Annotated in this window: 16 protein-coding genes; 8 read left to right on the forward strand and 8 right to left on the reverse strand. The window is 74.8% G+C overall.

The window, feature by feature from the left end; translation table 11 throughout:
• Positions 1 to 50 precede the first annotated feature (50 nt).
• Positions 51 to 533 carry a DoxX family protein gene (locus ACIQF6_RS01330; RefSeq protein WP_400888600.1) on the reverse strand — a complete coding sequence of 161 codons (483 nt, stop codon included), beginning with the start codon at positions 531 to 533 and terminating at the stop codon, positions 51 to 53.
• Positions 534 to 538: 5 nt separating this feature from the next.
• Positions 539 to 1,201, reverse strand: coding sequence for a hydrolase (locus ACIQF6_RS01335; protein WP_400888602.1), 663 nt, complete (start codon positions 1,199 to 1,201; stop codon positions 539 to 541).
• A gap of 271 nt (positions 1,202 to 1,472) precedes the next feature.
• Here ACIQF6_RS01335 and ACIQF6_RS01340 point away from each other — a divergent pair, with 271 nt between their 5' ends.
• The 5 genes from ACIQF6_RS01340 (at position 1,473) to ACIQF6_RS01360 (ending at position 9,356) form a co-directional block, all read left to right on the forward strand.
• A complete protein-coding gene (locus tag ACIQF6_RS01340; RefSeq protein ID WP_400888603.1) occupies positions 1,473 to 3,362 on the forward strand; it encodes an amidohydrolase in 1,890 nt (629 codons plus the stop codon).
• Between the two features lie 47 nt (positions 3,363 to 3,409).
• Positions 3,410 to 4,072, forward strand: a complete 663-nt coding sequence (locus ACIQF6_RS01345) for a YoaK family protein (RefSeq protein ID WP_400888604.1) — start codon at positions 3,410 to 3,412, stop codon at positions 4,070 to 4,072.
• Between the two features lie 184 nt (positions 4,073 to 4,256).
• Positions 4,257 to 6,974 (forward strand): BREX system ATP-binding domain-containing protein, encoded by a 2,718-nt coding sequence (locus ACIQF6_RS01350; protein WP_400888605.1) that lies wholly within the window; start codon positions 4,257 to 4,259, stop codon positions 6,972 to 6,974.
• A 241-nt stretch (positions 6,975 to 7,215) separates the two neighbouring features.
• On the forward strand, positions 7,216 to 8,082 hold the full coding sequence (locus tag ACIQF6_RS01355; RefSeq protein ID WP_400888606.1) for a helix-turn-helix domain-containing protein: 867 nt from the start codon (positions 7,216 to 7,218) through the stop codon (positions 8,080 to 8,082).
• Positions 8,083 to 8,381: 299 nt separating this feature from the next.
• The gene (locus ACIQF6_RS01360) at positions 8,382 to 9,356 is read left to right on the forward strand and encodes a helix-turn-helix domain-containing protein (protein ID WP_400888608.1); all 975 of its coding nucleotides are present in this window, start codon (positions 8,382 to 8,384) and stop codon (positions 9,354 to 9,356) included.
• Here ACIQF6_RS01360 and ACIQF6_RS01365 read toward each other — a convergent pair.
• Positions 9,344 to 10,261, reverse strand: coding sequence for a VOC family protein (locus ACIQF6_RS01365; protein WP_400888610.1), 918 nt, complete (start codon positions 10,259 to 10,261; stop codon positions 9,344 to 9,346). The genes ACIQF6_RS01360 and ACIQF6_RS01365 overlap by 13 nt on opposite strands.
• Positions 10,262 to 10,385: 124 nt before the next feature.
• Positions 10,386 to 10,538 carry a hypothetical protein gene (locus ACIQF6_RS01370; RefSeq protein WP_400888612.1) on the reverse strand — a complete coding sequence of 51 codons (153 nt, stop codon included), beginning with the start codon at positions 10,536 to 10,538 and terminating at the stop codon, positions 10,386 to 10,388.
• Between the two features lie 233 nt (positions 10,539 to 10,771).
• Between ACIQF6_RS01370 and ACIQF6_RS01375 the strand changes: the two genes are divergently transcribed.
• Positions 10,772 to 11,305: a DUF2087 domain-containing protein gene (locus ACIQF6_RS01375; protein ID WP_400888614.1), complete on the forward strand. Its 534-nt coding sequence runs from the start codon at positions 10,772 to 10,774 to the stop codon at positions 11,303 to 11,305.
• A gap of 45 nt (positions 11,306 to 11,350) precedes the next feature.
• On the opposite strand, the gene ACIQF6_RS01380 is transcribed toward ACIQF6_RS01375, so the two are convergent.
• A complete protein-coding gene (locus ACIQF6_RS01380) occupies positions 11,351 to 12,241 on the reverse strand; it encodes a CPBP family intramembrane glutamic endopeptidase (RefSeq protein WP_400888616.1) in 891 nt (296 codons plus the stop codon).
• Between the two features lie 112 nt (positions 12,242 to 12,353).
• Between ACIQF6_RS01380 and ACIQF6_RS01385 the strand changes: the two genes are divergently transcribed.
• Together ACIQF6_RS01385 and ACIQF6_RS01390 are read left to right on the forward strand one after the other, a co-directional pair.
• The gene (locus ACIQF6_RS01385) at positions 12,354 to 13,595 is read left to right on the forward strand and encodes a histidine kinase (protein ID WP_400888618.1); all 1,242 of its coding nucleotides are present in this window, start codon (positions 12,354 to 12,356) and stop codon (positions 13,593 to 13,595) included.
• Positions 13,583 to 14,236 (forward strand): LuxR C-terminal-related transcriptional regulator, encoded by a 654-nt coding sequence (locus ACIQF6_RS01390; RefSeq protein WP_400888619.1) that lies wholly within the window; start codon positions 13,583 to 13,585, stop codon positions 14,234 to 14,236. The genes ACIQF6_RS01385 and ACIQF6_RS01390 overlap by 13 nt, the downstream gene beginning before the upstream one ends.
• A gap of 6 nt (positions 14,237 to 14,242) precedes the next feature.
• Here ACIQF6_RS01390 and ACIQF6_RS01395 read toward each other — a convergent pair whose 3' ends face one another.
• The 3 genes from ACIQF6_RS01395 to ACIQF6_RS01405 form a co-directional block, all read right to left on the reverse strand.
• Positions 14,243 to 16,069: an NAD-binding protein gene (locus tag ACIQF6_RS01395; protein WP_400888621.1), complete on the reverse strand. Its 1,827-nt coding sequence runs from the start codon at positions 16,067 to 16,069 to the stop codon at positions 14,243 to 14,245.
• Positions 16,070 to 16,171: 102 nt separating this feature from the next.
• On the reverse strand, positions 16,172 to 17,716 hold the full coding sequence (locus tag ACIQF6_RS01400) for a nitrilase-related carbon-nitrogen hydrolase (protein WP_400888623.1): 1,545 nt from the start codon (positions 17,714 to 17,716) through the stop codon (positions 16,172 to 16,174).
• Positions 17,717 to 17,878: 162 nt separating this feature from the next.
• A complete protein-coding gene (locus ACIQF6_RS01405; protein ID WP_400888625.1) occupies positions 17,879 to 18,763 on the reverse strand; it encodes a LysR family transcriptional regulator in 885 nt (294 codons plus the stop codon).
• Positions 18,764 to 18,839 lie beyond the last annotated feature (76 nt).

Consider the following 18,839-nt stretch of genomic DNA (forward strand, 5'->3'; position numbering starts at 1 on the left):
TCGCTCCAGGGGACCGAGCCCGTCCGCGGTGGCGTCCGCTTCGCGGCGTCTCACTCGCGGTGGAGGACGAGCCGGGTCGCCAGGCCGCCGCCGACGCCCGCGACCACCGCCGGCGCGAGGCACCACAGCGGCCAGTCGGCCAGGCCGAGCGCGCCGTCCGCGGACCACCGGCCGGGGCCGGTGGCGGTGAGGGCGGCGGCGGTGACGATCAGGACGAGCGGGAACTCGTAGCCGTCGTGCTGGACCCACAGGCCGTGCGGCCACTTGACGGTCAGGGCGACGGTCATGACGCCCATGACGCCCGCGCCCGCGAGGGGGGTGAGCAGGCCGGCGGCGAGCATCAGTCCGGCGCCGATCTGGGTGCCGCCGGCCGCCAGGGCGGTGAGCCTGCCGCCCCGGAAGCCGTCGCCCCGGAACTCGGCGGTGCCGCCCTCCAGGCCGTTGCCGCCGAGAAAGTGGCTGATCTTCTGGACGCCGTGGCCGGCGATCAGCAGGCCGACGACCAGGCGGAGCAGGAGAAGTCCGGTGTCCATGCCGGTCAGCCCGCGGCGTGCGGGTCGATCATCGACTGCGCGTAGACGACGCCCATGCCGTAGGCGCCGCCGTGCTCCTTGACCAGGTCGGTGACGGCGACGTAGGTCTCGGTGCGGGCCCAGTCGCGCTGGAGCTCCAGCAGCACCTGCACCCAGGTGACGGGCACGGCGCCGGCGGCGGTCATCCGCTGGAGGGCGTGCTCGTGGGCGCGCGGGCTCACGCCGCCGGAGGCGTCCGCCACCACGTACACCTCGTAGCCCTGGGCCAGCGCGGAGAGCGCGGGCAGGACCAGGCAGACCTCGGTCCACAGGCCCGACAGGACGATCTTGGTGCGGCCGGTGGCCTTGACGGCCTCCACCAGCGCCGCGTCCTCCCAGGCGTTCATGCTGGTGCGGTCGACGATCTCCTGGTCGGGGAAGACCGCCCGCAGCTGCGGCAGGATCGGGCCGGAGAAGGACTCGGCGGCGACCGTCGACAGCACCACCGGCACGTCGAATATCTTCGCGGCCTTGGCCAGGCCCACGGTCGAGTTGATGATCGAGGTGCGGTCGCCGGAGCCGGTGCCGAAGAACATCTGCGGCTGGTGGTCGACGAACAGCATCATCGCGTTGTCAGGGGTGATCAGGTCCGGGCTCGGGGCGGCCTTGACGTTGGCGAAGTCGACCACAACGGCACCTTCTTTCGTGAGAACAACGGGAATTGACGAACCGGCGGGCACACGTCCGGGCCGGCCGGGGGGCCACGTCGACCACGCTAGGCCGTGACCGGCGGCCCGTTCTGCCCGCTGCGCGCCCGGCACTGTTCCCACAACGCATGAGGCGGAGACCGTGCACTCCGGGGCAAACGGCCATGCGCTGGGGAGGTGTTGGGCGGGCGGTGGAATGCCTAGGTTCGGTGCCGACCTCCCGTACGCCCGAAGGGGACCAGCCTTGTCCAGCATGCCCGTCGTCGGAATCCGCCCCGGCACCCCCGACCAGCCCGCGGACCTGGTCGTCCGCAACGCCAAGGTGTTCACCAACGACCCGCGCCGCCCGCAGGCCACCGCCCTCGCCGTCCGCGACGGGCTCATAGCGGCGGTCGGCGAGGACGCCGACGTCGCCGCGCTGGTCGGCCCCGGCACCCGGGTGGTCGACGCGCTCGGCCGGCGGGTCGTCCCCGGGCTCAACGACGCGCACCTGCACGTCATCCGCGGCGGCCTCAACTACGTGATGGAACTGCGCTGGGACGGCGTCCGCTCGCTCCGCCAGGCGCTCGCCATGCTGCGCGAACAGGCCGAACGCACCCCCGCCGGCCAGTGGGTGCGGGTGGTCGGCGGCTGGTCCGCCGACCAGTTCGCCGAACGCCGGCTGCCCACCCTGGCCGAGCTGAACGCCGCCGCGCCCGACACGCCCGTCTTCGTCCTGCACCTGTACCAGTCGGCGCTGCTCAACAAGGCCGCGCTGCGCGCCGCCGGCTTCACCCGGGACACCCCCGACCCGGCCGGCGGCCAGATCGTCCGCGGCCACGACGGCGAGCCCACCGGCCTGCTGATCGCCGCGCCCGGCGCGCTGCTGCTGTACTCCACGCTGGCCAAGGCCCCGACCCTGGACGAGGCCGACAAGCTCGACTCCACCCGGCACTTCCTGCGCGAACTCAACCGTTTCGGCCTGACCTCCGCGATCGACGCCGCCGGAGGCTTCCAGGCCTTCCCGGAGAACTACGGCACCGTCATGGAACTCGCCCGCCGCGGCGAGCTGACGCTCCGCATCGCCTACCACCTGTTCCCGCAGACCGCCGGCCAGGAACTCGACGACCTCAGGCGCTGGATCGACACCGTCCGCCCCGGCGAGGGAGACGCGTGGCTGCGCCTGAACGGCGCCGGCGAGAACCTCACCTGGGCCGCCGCCGACTTCGAGAACTTCGCCGAACCGCGCCCGCAACTCGGCGCGTACGAGAGCGAGTTCGAGCAGGCCGTCCGGATGCTGATGGAGCACGGCTGGGGTTTCCGGCTGCACGCCACCTACGACGAGACGATCCGCCGCGACCTCGCCGTGTTCGAGAAGCTCGCCGCCGAGGGCCTGTTCCCGCAGGGCAACCGCTGGCTGTTCGACCACGCCGAGACCGTCAGCGGCGAGAGCCTGGACCGGATCGCCGCACTCGGCGGCGCGGTCTCCGTGCAGAACCGGCTGTCCTTCCAGGGCGAGGCGTTCGTGAACCGCTACGGCGCCGCCGCGGCGGCCGAGGCCCCGCCGCTGCGCGCCATGCTGGACCGCGGCCTGACGGTGGCCGGCGGCACCGACGCCACCCGGGTGTCCTCGTACAACCCGTGGGTCGCACTGCACTGGCTGGTCTCCGGCCGCGCCGTCTCCGGCCGCCGGCTGGCCGCCGAGCACAACCGCCTCGACCGGGCCCGGGCACTGGAGCTGTTCACCCTCGGCGGCGCCCGCCTCACCGGCGAGCAGGACGTCAAGGGCCGCCTGGCCGTGGGCAGTTACGCCGACCTGGCGGTGCTGGGCGCCGACTACTTCACGGTCGAGGAGGCCGACATCGCGCACATCGAGTCGGTGCTCACGGTGGTCGGCGGCCGGATCGTGCACGCCGTCGCCGAGCACGAGGGCCTGGTCGCCGACCTGCCCGCGATCAGCCCCGAGTGGAGCCCCGTCGCCCGATTCGGCGGCTACCGGGCCACCCCCGCGCCCGGCCTGGCCGGCGCCCGGCAGGCGGACCGGGTGCTGGAGGCCGCCGCCGACTCCGACGAGCAGTACGCCTGGCGCCTGGCCCGCGGCCGGGCCGTCCCCGCCCCCGTCCCCGGGCAGTCGGCGCTGCCGCAGGACCCCTGCTTCCTGTGATGATCGGTCAACTCCGGAAGCCCGCCAACCCCGACGAGGAGACAGGCGTGTCCACCGCCACCCCGGCGTCGCAGATCACCGACCGCCACCCGCTGGCACTGGCCCTGTTCGGGCTCACCATGGCCAGCGGACTGATCGACGCCGTCAGCTACCTCGGCCTCGGCCACGTCTTCACCGCCAACATGACCGGCAACGTGGTCGTCATCGCGTTCGCCCTGGCCGGCGCACCGGGCTTCTCGGTCGCCGCCTCGATGACCTCGCTCGGCGCGTTCCTGCTCGGCGCGGTGCTGGCCGGCCGGTTCACCACCGGGCGGCGGCCGGGCCGGCTGCGCACCGCGCTGGTCCTGGAGGTCGCGCTGCACGGCACGGCCGCCGCCGTGGCGTTCCTCTGGGCGGTCGAGGGGCCCGTCCGGTACGCGGTGATCACGCTCGGCGCGGTGGCGATGGGCATCCGCAACGCCACCGTGCGCGGCCTCGGCGTCCCCGACCTCACCACCACCGTGCTCACCCTCACCCTGACCGGACTGGCCGCCGACTCCCGCCTGGCCGGCGGCACCGCGCCCCGCCAGCGCCGCCGGATCCTGTCCGTCGCCACCATGCTGGCCGGCGCGATCCCCGGCGCCGTCCTGGTGCTGCACGGGCAGCTCGCCTGGGCGCTGGTGGCCGGTGCGGCGCTGGCCGCCGTCACCGCCGTCCTCTACCGGGAGTGAACGGAGCTGGCCGCCGTCACCGCCGTCCTCCACCGGGAACGAACGGAGCCGGACGCCCTCACCGCCGTCCACTGCCGGGCGTGAAGCCGCAGGCCAGGGGCGTACTGCCGGGGCCGCCCGGCCGGGCGATACCCTGGCGTCCCGGGGCGCGGACCGGCCGGGCCGTCCGAGGGAATGAGGCACGGTGGACGGCGGGCGGGTTACTGGCCTGGTCGGACGGCAACGCGAGACCGAACTGCTGACGGCGGCACTGGTGCAGGCCGAGGAGGACGGCAGCGGCTCCGCGGTCCTGCTGCGCGGCGAGGCCGGGGCCGGCAAGAGCACCCTGCTGGCCTGGGTCGAACACAAGGCCCGCGCCCGCGGGTTCACCGTGCTGCGCGCCGTCGGCACGGAGGCGGAGACCGACTTCGCGTTCGGCGCCCTGCACCAGGTGTTCTGGTCGCTGCTCCAGCACTCCACCGCGCTGACCGGGCATCAGCGCGAGGCCCTGGAGAGCGCCTTCGGCGTCCGCTCCGGCACCCCGAGCGGATTCGCCGTCGGCGCGGCCGCGCTGGCCCTGCTGGACGAGGCGGCCCGCACCGCGCCCGTGCTGCTGGTCCTGGACGACCTCCAGTGGCTGGACTCGTCCAGCGCCACCGTCTTCGCCTTCCTGCACCGCCGCTCCACCCGCCTGCCGGTGGTGCTGGTCATCGCCGGCCGCCCCGGCGGCCGGTCCGCGCAGGTCTGGTCGGCCGAGGCGCTGGACATCGGCGCGCTGCCCGAGGCCGACGCGGCGGCGCTGCTGGACAGCCGCCGACCCGACCTCGCCGCCACCACCCGGGACCGGGTGCTCGCCGAGGCCGCGGGCAACCCGCTGGCGCTGGTCGAGCTGCCCGGGCAGCTGGCCGCCGCCCAGCAGCGCGGCTTCGCGCCGCTGCCCGAGCGCCTGCCGCTGGGCCGGAAGCTGGAGCGAATATTCGCCGAACGACTCGGCGAACTGCCGCCCGAGGCAGGCCGGTTGCTGCTGATGGCGGCGCTCGGCTCCGGGTCCGGCCGCGGCGGCCGGCTGCGGGCCGACGACGGCCGGGCCCTCGGCGACGCCCTGGCCCGGCTCGACGCGGACGGCATCGCCCGGCTCGACGACACCGGGCAGCTGGTGTTCCGTCACCCGCTGGCCCGCACCGCCGTGGTGTCCGCCGCCTCCGCCGCCGACCGCCGCCGGGCCCACCGCGACCTGGCCGGCGCGCTCGCCCCCGACGACCCGCGCCGGCTCGCCCACGAGGCCGCCGCCGCGCTGCTGCCCGACGACGCCCTCGCCGCCCGCCTCCAGGAGGCCGGCCGCGACCTCGCCGCGCGCGGCGGCGACGCGGAGGGCGCGTTGCTGCTGGAGCGCGCCGCCGTGCTCAGCACCGACTCCTGCAACCGCTCCCGCCGGCTCACCTGGGCGGCCGTGATGGCGGCCCGCGGCGGGCAGCTGTCCCACGCCGCGGCGCTGGTCGAGGAGCTGACGGCCACCACCGTGCCCGCGGACGTCGCCACGCTGTTCGGGTACGCGGTGGTGTACGTCGACCAGAGCCACCGCATCGACTTCGACTCCTCCACCGCGCTGCTGCCCGCCGTCCTGGACGCGCTGACCGCGCCGGGCGCCGACACCTTCGGCGGACTGGTCGAACAGGCCTTCTTCAAGCTGCTGCTGGCCGCCGCCTACACCGACGACCCGTGGACCTGGCGGGCCCTGGAACGCCACCGCGACCAGGTCTCCGAGGCCGGCCGGCTCTGCCTGACGGCCTGGACCGCCCCCGGCCCCGGCACCGCCGACGCCCTGCTCGCCCTGGCCCGCGACCTGCCGGCCGACCAGGAGGCCGGCGCGGCCTGGCTGCTGCTGTGGACGGCCTCCGCGCTCGACTCCGCCGAGGGCGAGGTGTGGCAGCGCTTCGCCGGGCAGCACAGCTACGCCACCCAGGGCTCGGTCGCCAAGGCCAAGGCCCACCAGGACTTCCTGCTCGGCCGCTGGGACCAGGCGCCGGTCTGCCTGCGCGAGGCCGAGATCGCCGACGAACTCGGCTACCGCACCAACGCCCTGATCTTCCGCCAGTCCTACGCGCACTTCCTGGCCGGCCGCGGCGACGAGGCCGGCCTGCGGGAGATCGACGAGGCGATCCGGCCGATCGCCACCCGGGCCCGGATGCGGTACGTGCTGGACCGCCTCGCCCACCTGCGGGCCCTGGTCGCGTTCGCCCACCGCCGCCACGACGAGGCGTACGCGCACCTGTGCGTCCTCGCCACGCCCGGGCACCCGGTCGGCGGGCCGCCGTGGCGGCACGCGCTGGTCCTCGACCAGGTCGCCGCCGCCGTGCACACCGGCCGCCGGGACGAGGCGCTGGCGCACCTCGCGGCGGCGCGGGCAGCCGGCTCCGCGGCGATCTCCGACCGGCACGCCTTCCTGTTCGCGGCCGCCACCGCGCTGGCCGCCGACGACGAGCACGCCGAGGACGCCTACCGGGCGGCGTACGTCGTCCCCGGCGCCGAGCAGTGGGTGTTCGACCTGGCCCGGCTGCGACTCGCCCACGGCTCGTGGCTGCGCCGCCGCCACCGGCCCGGCGCGCGGGAGGTGCTGCGGGCCGCCCACCACGACTTCGGCCGGCTGCGGGCGCTGCCGTGGATGCACTGGTGCGAGGAGGAACTGAGGGCGGCGGGCGAGGCGGTCACGGCGCCCGCGGGCGGGCCGACCGGGGAGCCGACCGAACTGACCGGGCAGGAACTGCGGATCGCCCGGCTCGCGGCCACCGGCCTCACCAACAAGGAGATCGGCCGGCGGCTCCAGCTCTCGCCGCGCACCGTCGGGGCACACCTGTACAAGATCTTCCCGAAGCTCGGCATCACCTCGCGGGCCGCGCTCGCACACGCGCTCGACCAGCGCTGATCCGCGCCCGGACGGGGCCCGAATGTGCTGTCCGTGCACGCCGATCCGACCGGCAGTGCACCGCTTCGGAGGGGCAGTCAAATGACTTAAGCCGCCGCCCGGACGGTGCCGCACGCTCGCAGCAGGGCATCCGGGAGGGAGACAGTCGGAGATGGGTGTGCGGACAGCGGGCGGGTGCGCGCCCGCCGCAGCGGGACCGTGGCCGGCGGGCCCGGCCACGACGGAACGGACCGGCGAACGGGTGGTCAGGTCCCGGGTCGGGTACCTGCGGATCACCACCCTGGAGGCGGACACGGCACTCCCCGCCGGCGGGCCGGCCCTGGACGCGGGGGAGCCGATGGCGGGCATCGGGGTGCAGGTGTCGGGGACGGGGGAGCCGATGGCGGGCATCGGGGTGCAGGTGTCCGGGACGGCGGTGCTGACGCAGGACGGCCGGCGGACGGTGCTGGGCCCCGGCGAACTCGTCCTGTTCGACACCGGGCGGACGTACACCGTCGACTACCCGGAGCCGTTCCGCGCGCACCTGTTCCACCTGCCGCGCCGGCTGCTCGGCGTGCCCGCGGCCGAGTGGCAGCAGGTGACCGGGGTGCCGGTGACGGCCGCCGACGGGTTCGGGTCGGTGCTGCTGCCGTTCCTGGAGACGCTGGCCGGCACCGCGCACCACTACCCCGCGCCGGTCGCCGACCGGCTGGCCGGCACCGTCGCCGACCTGGTCGGCACCCTGGCCGCGCAACTCGCCGCGACGCGGCGCACCGAGGCCGACGACACCCCGAACGGCCACCTGGTCCGACGGGTCCGCGGCCACATCGAGCGGCACCTCGCCGACTCCGACCTGTCGCCGGAGACGATCGCCCGCGCCCACCACATCTCGGTGCGCTACCTGCACCGACTGTTCGAGGCCGAGGAGATGACGGTCGGCCGACTCATCCGCCGCACCCGCCTGGACGCCTGCGCCCAGGAGCTGTCCCGGCGCGGCCCGTCCGGCCCGTCCGTGTCGGCGGTCGCCCAACGCTGGGGCTTCGCCAGCCCGGCGCACTTCAGCCGGGCGTTCCGGGCCGCGTACGGGGTGTCGCCGCGTGAGTGGCGTGGGCAGCGCGCTGCGGCGTGAGTTGCGGGTCCGGGGCACCGGTCGGGTCGGTTGCCATGCCGCCGGGCAGCCGGGCCGTGCGAGTTGAGGAGTGTTGAAGTTCGTCGTCCTGTCGGCCCGTTCGGGCTGTTGGTGTCGGGGGTAGCCCTCGCCGGCCCGGCGCATTTCGGCCGGGCGTTCCTGTCGCCGCGTGAGTGGCGTGGGCAGCGTGCTGCGGTGTTGTGGGCCGGTAGCCGTGGTGCCCGGGGCCGGAGCCTGGCGGCCCGGTGCAGTTGTCGGTCGGGCGCTGTGGTGTCCGGCCCCTGATCTGAGGAGTGCTGATGTCCGTCGTTCTCGACACCGCCGCCGTCCCGCCTGCCGAGCGGGCCGCGTACTGGGAGGAGGCGGTCTCCCGTACGTTCGTCCCGCTGGATGTGCGGCTGCGGGAACGGATGCCCGAACCGGCCGCCATCGTGACCCACCGGCTGGGCGCCCTCCGGGTCTCCCTGGTGCAGGCCGGGCCGCAGCAGGCCGTGCGCAGTGCGGGCCTGATCGCCCGTGGCGGGGAGGACCGTCTCACCGTGGCGCTCCAGCGCCGCGGCACCGCCCGGCTGGACCAGGACGGCCGTCAAGTCCTGCTGCGCCCGGGCGCTTTCGCGCTCTCGGACGCCGGGCGGCCGTTCGCCAAGGACTTCGACGGGCCGTTCGCCTTCACCGCGTTCCACTGGCCGCGTGCCGTGGGCGGCCTGGGGGAGGACGAGTTGCGGGTGCTCACCGCGACGGCGTTCGACCCGGGCGCGGGCACCGCCCGCCTGGTGGCCGGCCACCTGGAGCGCCTCGCGCAGGCGGCCGGGACGCTGGAGCCGGCCGTGGCCGCCCGGCTGGCCGCCACCACCCTCGACCTGCTCGCCGCGCTCGGCCAGGAGCGGTGCGGGCGGGGCGGCCCGGACGCGCCCGGGACGGCCCTCGCCACGCTGGCCCGGGTGAAGGACCACATCCTGCGCCACCTCGGCGACCCGGACCTGACGCCGGAACGGATCGCGGCCGCGCACCACATCTCGGTGCGCCACCTGCACAAGCTGTTCCGGTTCGAGGGCGAGACGGTGACCCGCTGGATCCAGCGCCGACGCCTGGAGGTGTGCCGGCGGGCGCTGGCCGGCCCGGCCGCGGCCCGGACCACTGTGGCGGCGGTGGCGGGCCGCTGGGGGTTCGTCAGTGCGAGTCACTTCAGCCGCTCGTTCCGGGCCGCCTACGGGGTGTCCCCCCGCGAATGGCAGCAGGCCGGAACCGAAATGACGTTTCGTCAGGTCGCGTGAAGCTCGGCGACGTAGCCGCCCGGGAACTCGACCATCGCACCGGTCCGGCCGTCCGCCCGGACCGGCCCCCACAGCACCGTCGCACCGGCGGACCGGGCCCGGGCCAGGGTCGCGTCGAGGTCCGGCACCGCGTAGCCGGTGAGTTCCCGGCCGAACGGGTAGGGCTGGTGGCCGTCCGTCACCACGACGGCGGTCTCGCCGAACCCGGAGGTGAGCCGCACCAGCCGGTAGCGGGTGCCGGGCAGGCCGATCGCCGCGCCGTCGGCCCGCCGGTCGTCGGAGACGATCCGGCCGCCGGTGAACGACCGGTAGCTGTGCAGGAAGGCGTCCACCGAGTCCGGGGAAAGGTAGACCCGGTTCTCCGGCACGCTGGCCGGCGCCGGGTAGTTCGGCGGGGTGGTGTGCACGTAGAGCTGGGCGTTGATCCCGCCGGGGAACTGGACCACCGCGTCCCGGCCGATCGGGTCGGCGAACGGCGCGACCAGCACGGACGCGCCGTCGGCCCGGGCGGCCCGCACCGCGCGGTCCAGGTCGGTGACCAGCCAGCCGGTGCGTTCGGCGCCGAACGGGTACGGGACCGGCGTGGTGTAGTCGAACACCGACAGGGTGCCGACCGGCGAGATCACCAGCTCGGACAGCGTCCGGCTGGGCGTCGGAGTCACCTGGGTGGCGACCGGCCCGATCGTCGAGCCGCCGAAGGTGGACACCCAGCTCGCCACGAACGCCTGCTCGGTGCCCGGCGCGACGTACACGTGCGTGCTGTCGTACTGCGGGCCGACGGCGAACGTCCCTCGCACGTCGGCCGGTTGGGCTTTCGACGTGGTGGCGGCGGCGGGAATCGTGCCGAGCGCGGCGAGCGCCGCGACCAGCGGAATCAGCCGGCGGAACAGGCGGGGCAGTTTCACGGGAACCTCCCGGTCGAAAGGGGGGCGTACCGCCGTCCCGGGTCGGGACGGGCACGGCCCGGGGCGGCGGATCACGGATGCCGGGTCACGGACGCCGGGGGCGTCGCGGTCCGGCGGGGTGCGCTCAGCAGAAGTTGAACGGCCAGTCCATCACGGCGACGCGGTACTGCTCCGCGCACGGCCGGGCGCCCGGCTCCGCGACCGGCTCACCCGCCAGCACGCGCTCGGCCAGCTCGACCGCGGCGTACGTCTTCTCGTCAAGTGTGCCCTGCGCCATCGCAGTTCTCCTCTCTCAAGGGCCCGCCGGAGTGCGGACCCTGATCACCCGTCACGCTAGGCCGGGCCGGCGCACCGCAGTTGTGCGTTCGTGCACCGGAGGTTGCCCGGCAGCGGCAGTCGGTGCACGGGCCGGCGGCAAAACGGTTCGGAGTCGAACTCGGGTGCGAGTAACGTGAGTTGCGACCGGATTCGGTCAGGACCAGACAGCCCCGGAGAGGATGCGCTTCCCGCATGACACCCGATCAACTCGCCATCCAACTCGCCGATCCGACCCAGCGCCGGGTGTTCTCGGCGGTCGCCCTGGGCGCGACGACGTCCTCCGAGATCCTCGCCGTCTCCGCTCTCGCCGCACCGGACGCCGCCCCCGCCATCGGACGGCTGGTCCGGGCCGGCCTGCTCGTCCAGGGGCGCGGCACGGTGGCCCTGAACGACGCCGCCCTCGCCGCCGCCGCGGACAGCGCCGCCCGCCGCCTGGCCGACGAGGCGGCGAACGACCAGCCCGACCCGCAACTGCGCGGGCGCATCCGCGGCGGCGTCCTGGTGGACCTCCCGGAGGACGACAGCGACGCCCGCCACGCGGTCCTCCGCCACCTCGCCGGGGCCACCTTCGCGACCGGCCGGGAGTACGACGAGCGGACGGTCACCGAGCGCCTGCAACCCTGGTGCGAGGGCGGCCTGTTGGACGCCGTCTCGCTGCGGCGCACGCTGGTCGACGACGGGCTGATGCTCCGGCAGTCCGGCCGCTACCGGCTGGCCGCCGACTGACGGCCTGCGTCCGGGCCGCCGCCTCCGGGCAGCGGCCCGGACCCGTCAGGCGGCGTGGCGGTGCGACCCGCTCAACTCCTGTTCCGTACAGCCCAGTTCCGTCCGCCCGGCGCGGCGGCGATGGGCCAGCCAGGTGGCCAGGACGGCGAGAGCGGTGGCCGGCCAGGTCGTGACGCTCAACGGGCCGGCGAACAAGGGGTCGACGAGACCGGCCGAGATCTCGCGGGTCAGCGGCAGTGCGAACTCGTTGAGGGAGACGTGCGCCGCGACCGCCGCCCAGACCGACCCGGTGGAGAGCCGGACGGTGGCGATCACGGTGCCGAGCAGCGTCGCGGTCACCACGGCGACGGGTATGCCGAGCAGCACCGAGTGGCCGGGGTAGCTGCCGCCGAGGGCGGTCATCGGGACGTGCCAGGCGCCCCAGATCGCGCCGCCGATCAGCAGTCCGCGGGTCCGGCCGTAGCGGAGCAGGCGGGGCAGCAGGTAGCCCTGCCAGCCGAGTTCCTCGCCGAAGTACAGCGGGACGGACACCAGCGCGCTCAGTGCCAGCGGGGTGATCGCGGTGGGGCCGGGCAGGTGGGCGGGGGAGTACCGGCCGGCGAGCGCCGCCACGGCCAGGCCGCCGGCGGTGAGGGCCAGCGGGATCGTCAACGCGGCGGCCACGGAGCGGAGTTCGTGCCGCCACGGGGTGGCCCTGGTGAGTCCGAGGATTCGGACGGCCGCGCGTGGTCCGTGGCGGTGGGCGGTGAGCCCGAAGGCGGTCAGGGCCGGGACCAGCATCATCAGGATCATGCAGAGCGCGGCGAGCGGTGGCGTGCCCTGTGCGGCGCTGGTCCGGCGGAGGCCGTCGAGCCAGAGCGGGACCATGGCGAGCCAGGCGCCGGCGAAGCTGATGGCGAGGAACGGGAGGAGGCCGGAGGGTGGGTTCGGTTTCATGGCCCGGACGCTACGAACCGCGCCCCGGCCGGGACGATGGTGCAGGCTCGTCGATCAACGGTGTAGCAGGCTCCACTGCGCCGGGCGGTTCGGGCGGGAAAGACTGGCTGCCGTGAACAAGTGGGAGAAGTCGCTCGCGGTGGCCGCCCGTTCGGCGCGCGCCACCGGGTACTGCACGGCCGTGTTCGTCCGCGGGCTGGCCCTGATCGTGGTGGTGCCCGTGCTGGTCTACTCGTCGGTGCTCTGCCTGGTCGGCCTGGGCCTGCTCGTCCTGCCGTACGAGCTGCGGCTGCTGCGCCGGCTGGCCGATGCCGAACGCGCCCGGCTGGGCCGGTGGGCGGCGCCGGTGGCGGTCGCCGGACCGCACGGGCGCAGGCCGTTGCTGGTGATGCTGTCGGACTCGGCGACCGGCCGCGATCTGCGCTGGGCGCCCGGGCAGCTGGTGGCCGGCACCGTGCTGGGGATCCTCGGCGTGGCGCTGTTCCTGTTCCCGGTGGCCGTGTCGGTGCTGGCGGGCCTGTGGTGGCTGTTCCCCGCGCAGGACCCGATCCGGTTGATCCTGGACGTCCCGATCGACAGTTGGGCGTCCGTGGTGTACGCGGGCGTGCCGCAGTTCCTGCTGAGCGTGCTGCTCGCCCTGTTCGGCCCGCCGCTGGTGGCCAGGTCGGCGGCGTCCGTGAGCCGTTGGCTGCTCGCCCCGTCGGCCGCCGCGGCGCTCGCCGATCGGGTGGCGGCGCTGGACCGGACCCGCAGCGGGGCGATCGACGCGCACGGCAGCGAACTGCGCCGCATCGAGCGGGACCTGCACGACGGCACCCAGGCCCGGCTGGTCTCGCTCGCCATGCAACTCGGGCTCGCCGAACGGCTGTTCGGCTCAGACCCGGCCGCGGTCGGCCCGCTGCTCACCCGGGCGCGGGAGGGCGCGGAGGAGGCGATGGCCGAACTGCGCGACGTGCTGCGTTCCGTCTACCCGCCGATCCTCGCGGACCGGGGCCTGGCCGGTGCGGTCTCCGCGGTGGTCGCCCGCAGCCCGGTTCCCGCCACCCTTGCCGTCGGCGAACTCGGCGACGTGCCCGCACAGATCGAGGTCGCCGTGTACTTCGCCGTCACGGAGGCGCTCACCAACGCGGCCAAGCACGCCCACGCCGGTACCGTCGCGGTCACCCTGACCAGGACGGCGGCGGCCGTCCGCGCGGAGATCGCCGACGACGGCCGGGGCGGGGCCGCCGAGGGCCTCGGCAGCGGCCTGCGCGGCATGCGACAACGCGTCGAGGCGGTGGACGGGGCGCTGCGGGTGCGGAGTCCGGCCGGCGGCCCCACCGTGATCACCGTGGAGTGCCCGTGCGCATCCTGATCGCCGAGGACAACGCGCTGCTCGCGCAGGGGCTCTGCGCCCTGCTGGAGGCCCTGGGCAACGAGGTGCTCGCGATCACCGGGGACGCCGGGTCCTTCGTCGCGGCCGCCGTCGCGCACCGGCCCGACGTGGCCGTGGTGGACGTCCGTCTCCCGCCGACCTTCACCGACGAGGGCATCAGAGCCGTCCTGCGGGCCCGGAAGGACGTCCCCGGCCTGCCGATCCTGGTGCTCTCCCAGTACGTCGAGGACACCTACGCCCGGGAGTTGCTCGCCGACGGCGCCGGCGTCGGCTACCTGCTCAAGGACCGGGTCGCCCGCGTCGACGACTTCCTGGAGGCGCTGCACCGGGTGGCCGCCGGCGGCACCGCGCTGGACCCGGACGTCGTCCGGCAACTGTTCGCCACGCACGGCAACCCGCTGTCCAGGCTCACCGAACGCGAACGCGAGGTGCTCGCGATGATGGCCCAGGGGTACGGGAACTCCGAGATCGCCGACCGCCTGGTGGTCACCGAGCGGGCCGTGCACAAGCACATCGGGAACGTCTTCGTGAAGCTCGACCTCCCCCCGGAGGACAGCGGCGACCGGCGTGTCCTCGCCGTCCTCGCCTACCTCGGCGCGCCGCAGCGCCCGTCCCGCTGACCGGCCTCAGTCGCTGCGGGAGCCCAGGAGGCCCAGGCCGCGGGCGGTGGCCGCCACCACTATGCGGTCGCCCTCGGTCAGGACCTGGTTCTCGGGCGGCGACCAGAGCAACTCCGGTCCGCTGACGTGCGGTTGGGCGAGGTCAGGGCTGCGCAGCTCCGGCGGGGCGAGGTCGACGGCCAGGACCCGCCACAGGCCCGGGCGGTGGGCGTCGGCCACGGTGACGCCGCGCAGCCGGGGGGAGCGGGCCACGTCCACGGCGGCGATCACCAGCACCTCGCGGCCGACGGCGAGGGCCCCGATCACCTGACGGCCCATCATCGCGGACGCGAACGCGGGGGCCGAGAGGTAGGCCACGCTGCGGCTGCGGGTCTGTGCCTCGGGGTACGAGTCGCGCAGCGTCAGGTACACGTTCTCCGCGAAGTCGTCGTCGAACAGCCGTAGCACCGTGCGGAGTTCGGGCGCGGTCTCGCGGCCCGCCAGCGCCACCTCGAAGTTGGTGGAGTCGTCGCTGCTGAGCGCCAGCAGCGCCTGCGCGCGGTCCACCTTCGCGGCCTCCAGCACCCCGTCCTGGGTGGCGTCCCCGATCACCACCGGCACCCCGAACGCCCGCGCCCGGGCCACGCCGACCGCCGCCGGGTCGGCCTCCACGCACACCACCGGCACGTCCAGGTCCCACAGTTGCTCCAGCACCCGGCTGCCGAGTCGGCCCAGGCCCACCAGCACCACGTGGTCGGTCAGCCCGCGCGACGGGCGGCGCAGCGCCGTCGCGGTGCGGAAGGTGCCCAGCGCCTCCAGCACCAGGGCGATCAGCAGCGGCATCAGCATCATTCCGCTGATCGCCGTCAGGATCTGCAGCACCTTGCCGGTCCGGCCGCCCTCCTCCGTCGGATCGGCGATCTCCAGCACGTCCATCAGCCGCAGCCACGCCGAGTGTGCCGGGGACTCCCCGGTGAGCACCGCCGTCGTTCCCGCCAGCAGTGCGACCAGCGCGACCACTCCGGCCAACGACCAGCGCAGCCGCGCCGAGAACAGCGACGCGAACGGCATCCCCGGCATCCCCGGGAGTCGGCGCCGGCGGGCCGTCGTCGACCCGTCGCCCAGCAGCTCCAGCACCAGCCGCTCGCCCCCGGTGGCCTCCGGGGCGGGCAGCAGCGCCGAACCGTCCCCCGGCTCGTCGGGCGGGCCGACGGCCGTCACCGTCGCCAACTCCCGTCCCGACGCGGCCTCCCCGGCCCGCCGCACGGTGGTCCGCAGCAGCCGGCCGTCCACCTGCACCGCCTGGCTGCGGCCCGACACCGCCGCCGCCACCAGGGCCGGCGCGGCGGTCGCCGAGGTGGACAGCACCGTGGTGGACGCCTCCAGCTCGGCCCTGGTCAGCTCCGGGTTGCGGGCCAGTGCGGCCCGGTCCAGCGCCTGCTCGATCCGCAGGCCCAGCCGCCGGTTGAACACCCGTACCACCAGCCGCAGTTCCGGGTTCAACTGGCGCGCGTTCAGGGCGACCTGAAGGTTGGCGTGGTCGTCCCCCGAGGTCAGGGCGAGCGCCACCGCACCCCTCACCCCGGCCAGCTCCAGCGCCGCCACGTCCAGCCGGGACGCCTCCAGCACCTCCACCGAACCCGGCCGCTCCCGGGCCAGTTCGACGAGCCGCGGCCCGTGCCGCTCCGTCAGCGACGGCACCAGCACGACCACCCGGCGGTCGTACAGCGCGGAGAGCTGCACCGCCAACCGGTGCGCGAGCGGCCCGCCCCCGCAGACGATCATGTGTCCGTCGCCGTCGGGCTCGGCCCGCCCGGCCGCGCGCGGCGCCGGAACCGTCACTGTCTCGCTCACACTTCCCCCGTTGCCGTCCCCGGGCCCGTTCGCTGCCGGGCCGTCCGTACGCCACCCTGCCAGAACGCCCGGTGCCGGCGCGACGGTGATCGACGGAGATCGTCAACGTTCCTCGCCGATGTGACGGCGGATCAGGGCGGTGACGGCGAGGGCGGCGACGGCGGCCAGGCAGAGCCGGGCGAAGGTGTCGCCGATCCGGTTGTAGACCGTGGCGGTGCGGTGCGTCGGCAGCTGGGCGACCACGGTCTGCTGGTCCGTGCCGAACCAGTCGGCGGTGGCGAGCACGCGGCCCCGGCTGTCGAAGGCGGTCGACACGCCCGCCGAGTCCTGGCGGATCAGGCTGTAGCCGTTCTCGACGGCCCGCAGCGCGGCCTTCTTCGTGTGCGCGGAACCGTACTCCCGCCAGTCGTGCGAGGGCACCAGCATCAGGTCCGCCCGGACCTGCATCAGCGCCGGGAAGTCGGCGTCGTAGCAGATCACATCGGCGATCCGGCCGTACGGGGTGTCGGCGACCGGCACCCGGCCGTCGCCGGGCGCGTACGACTCCGAGCCCGGGATGGGGTGCGCCTTCCGGTACGTCCACAGCACCGTCCCGGACGGGTCGATCAGCAGCGCCTCGTCCCGGTCCTGCGCCGGGCCGGCCGCACTGTCCACCCGCAGCCCCACCTCCAGGTACACACCCGACTGCCGGGCCCCCTCCTGCGCGGCCGCGATCACCGCACCCGCCTGCGCCTCCTGCGTCCGCACCGCCTCCTCCGGCCAGACCACGATCTTCGCGCCCGCCGCGGCCTCCCGCCGGGTCGACGCCAGCAGATCAGCCTCGACGGCGTCCGTGATCGCCCCCGCCTCCGCCCCCGGCGCGGCCCGGAACTGCACGTTCTCGGCCGAGAGTTGCTCCAGCGCGGCCTCCTCGGCGTTGACCACCGCCCGGCTCGGGCTGACCCCCGCCACCCGCACCGTCGGCCCCCCGTCCGGCCCCGACGCCAGCCGGGCCCCGCCCGCTAGCAGCACCGCCACCAGCACCGACCCGCACACCGCGCCGCTGCGCCACGACGGCCACCGCCGGATCCGCAGGACGGTGGCGGCGAACCACCCGATCAGGAAGCCGACGCCGTACGGGCCGGTCACCGAAACCACCTGCAACAGCGGCAGGTTGTCGTACTGCGTGACCGCCAGCGACCCGAACGCCGTCCCGAACGGCGACAGCACCGTGATCAGGAACTCGGCGGCAGCCAACCCGGCCGGGAACACCAGCGCCCCCTGCCACGGCCGCAACCGCCCGGACAGCAATCGGTCGACGAGGAACGGCGCCGTCTGCAACGCGGCAAGCCCGACCGCGCCGCCCACCACCACCGGATTGAACCCGATCGCCGACTCCCACACCCAGAACACCGCCGCCGCCCCATGCGCCCCCCACACCCACCCCGCCCCGGACCACACCCCGGACCGCCGCGAGAACGCCAGCAGGAACACCGGGAAGACCCAGGCCGACGCGGCGACGTCCCACCGGCCGCCGACCGCGAACAGCATGGCCGCCGTGCCGGCCAGGAGGAGGGACGGGCGACTGCGCCACCACGAACGACGGGATGTTTCACGGGAGTTGGATGCCGCGTCGGATGCCATGTCGGATGCCATGTCGGATGTCATGGGGGCGACGCTAGGCGGCCGTCCGGGCCCGGCACGTCGGCCCGCACGGCGAGACTTCGGCGCGCTGCGCAACCAAGGATGTGCGCCCGGCGGAGGAAAGCGCTCTCTCCGGCGCCACTTCGGCAGTGCCGATCGGGCCGGTGCGCGGCCTCCGCCGAATGCTCAGCGGTGGCCGTGGTGCATCAGCTCGACGACCTCTCCTGCGGCCCTGCGCAGGGGATTTCGGCGCAGCCAGGCCAGATGGACGGGCAGGAGGACGCCGTTCCGGGTGTTCTCGAACTTCAGGACCTGTAGGCGGCCGGCGGCGACGGCCGGCCGGATCGAGGTGGTGGGCAGGTTGGCCCAGCCCGCGCCGCCCTGGACCAGGTCGATCGCGGCTTCCACCGAGTCCACGTGCCAGCGGTCGTCGGAGATGAGGAGCAGGCGCTCGATGGGGTCGTCGGGGCCGGAGACCACGATCTGGCGGCTGGTGCTCAGGTCTTCCAGGCGGCGCAGGTCGATGGGAAGGCTGGGCGTGTCGACGGTGGCCGAGGCGACGGCGACGTAGGTCTCCTCTCCTACGGTGACCCGGGCTTCCTCCCGGTCCGTGCGGGTGGCGGCGGCCATCAGGGCCAGGTCGACGCGTTCCTGGTGGAGCATCGTGCGGACCTGGTCCTGGGGTGCACGGAGCAGGTTGACGCGCAGGAGCGGGTAGCGGGCGCCGATGCGGATCACGGCGTCCAGCAGGCCGCGGTCCGGGATGCCGGTGGCCACGGCGACGGTGAGGGTGCTCTCCAGGTCCTGGGACAGCTGGGCGGCGTGGACCTGGAGAAGGCGCAGGCTGCTGGCGATGGTCCGGGCCTGCGGCACCAGGGCCATGGCCTGGGCGGTCGGTACGGCCTCGCGGTGGGAGCGGTCGAACAGCGGGTAGCCGAGTTCGGCCTCGATGTTGGCGACGCTCATGCTGACCGCGGAGGGGACCCGGCGCAGTGCGCGGGCCGCGCCGGAGAAGGAGCCGTGGTCCACCACGGCCAGGATCAGCGTGATGTCGTCGCTGGAGAGCGCCATACGCCCCTCACCTGTCAGCTCCGTCCGTTCCGGCAGCTCCGGCAGTTCGGTTCTGTCAGTTCTTCTGAAAGAACCT

The organism is Kitasatospora sp. NPDC092948 (genome assembly GCF_044754805.1).
In the GTDB taxonomy this organism is placed as follows: Bacteria; Actinomycetota; Actinomycetes; order Streptomycetales; family Streptomycetaceae; genus Kitasatospora.

Excerpts from the sequence above, each read along its gene's own strand:
- ACIQF6_RS01405 (WP_400888625.1), bottom strand. The coding sequence starts at position 18,763 with ATGGCGCTCTCCAGCGACGACATCACGCTGATCCTGGCCGTGGTGGAC.
- ACIQF6_RS01340 (WP_400888603.1), top strand. The coding sequence starts at position 1,473 with ATGCCCGTCGTCGGAATCCGCCCCGGCACCCCCGACCAGCCCGCGGAC.
- ACIQF6_RS01330 (WP_400888600.1), bottom strand. The coding sequence starts at position 533 with ATGGACACCGGACTTCTCCTGCTCCGCCTGGTCGTCGGCCTGCTGATC.
- ACIQF6_RS01360 (WP_400888608.1), top strand. The coding sequence starts at position 8,382 with ATGTCCGTCGTTCTCGACACCGCCGCCGTCCCGCCTGCCGAGCGGGCC.
- ACIQF6_RS01375 (WP_400888614.1), top strand. The coding sequence starts at position 10,772 with ATGACACCCGATCAACTCGCCATCCAACTCGCCGATCCGACCCAGCGC.
- ACIQF6_RS01400 (WP_400888623.1), bottom strand. The coding sequence starts at position 17,716 with ATGACATCCGACATGGCATCCGACATGGCATCCGACGCGGCATCCAAC.
- ACIQF6_RS01380 (WP_400888616.1), bottom strand. The coding sequence starts at position 12,241 with ATGAAACCGAACCCACCCTCCGGCCTCCTCCCGTTCCTCGCCATCAGC.
- ACIQF6_RS01370 (WP_400888612.1), bottom strand. The coding sequence starts at position 10,538 with ATGGCGCAGGGCACACTTGACGAGAAGACGTACGCCGCGGTCGAGCTG.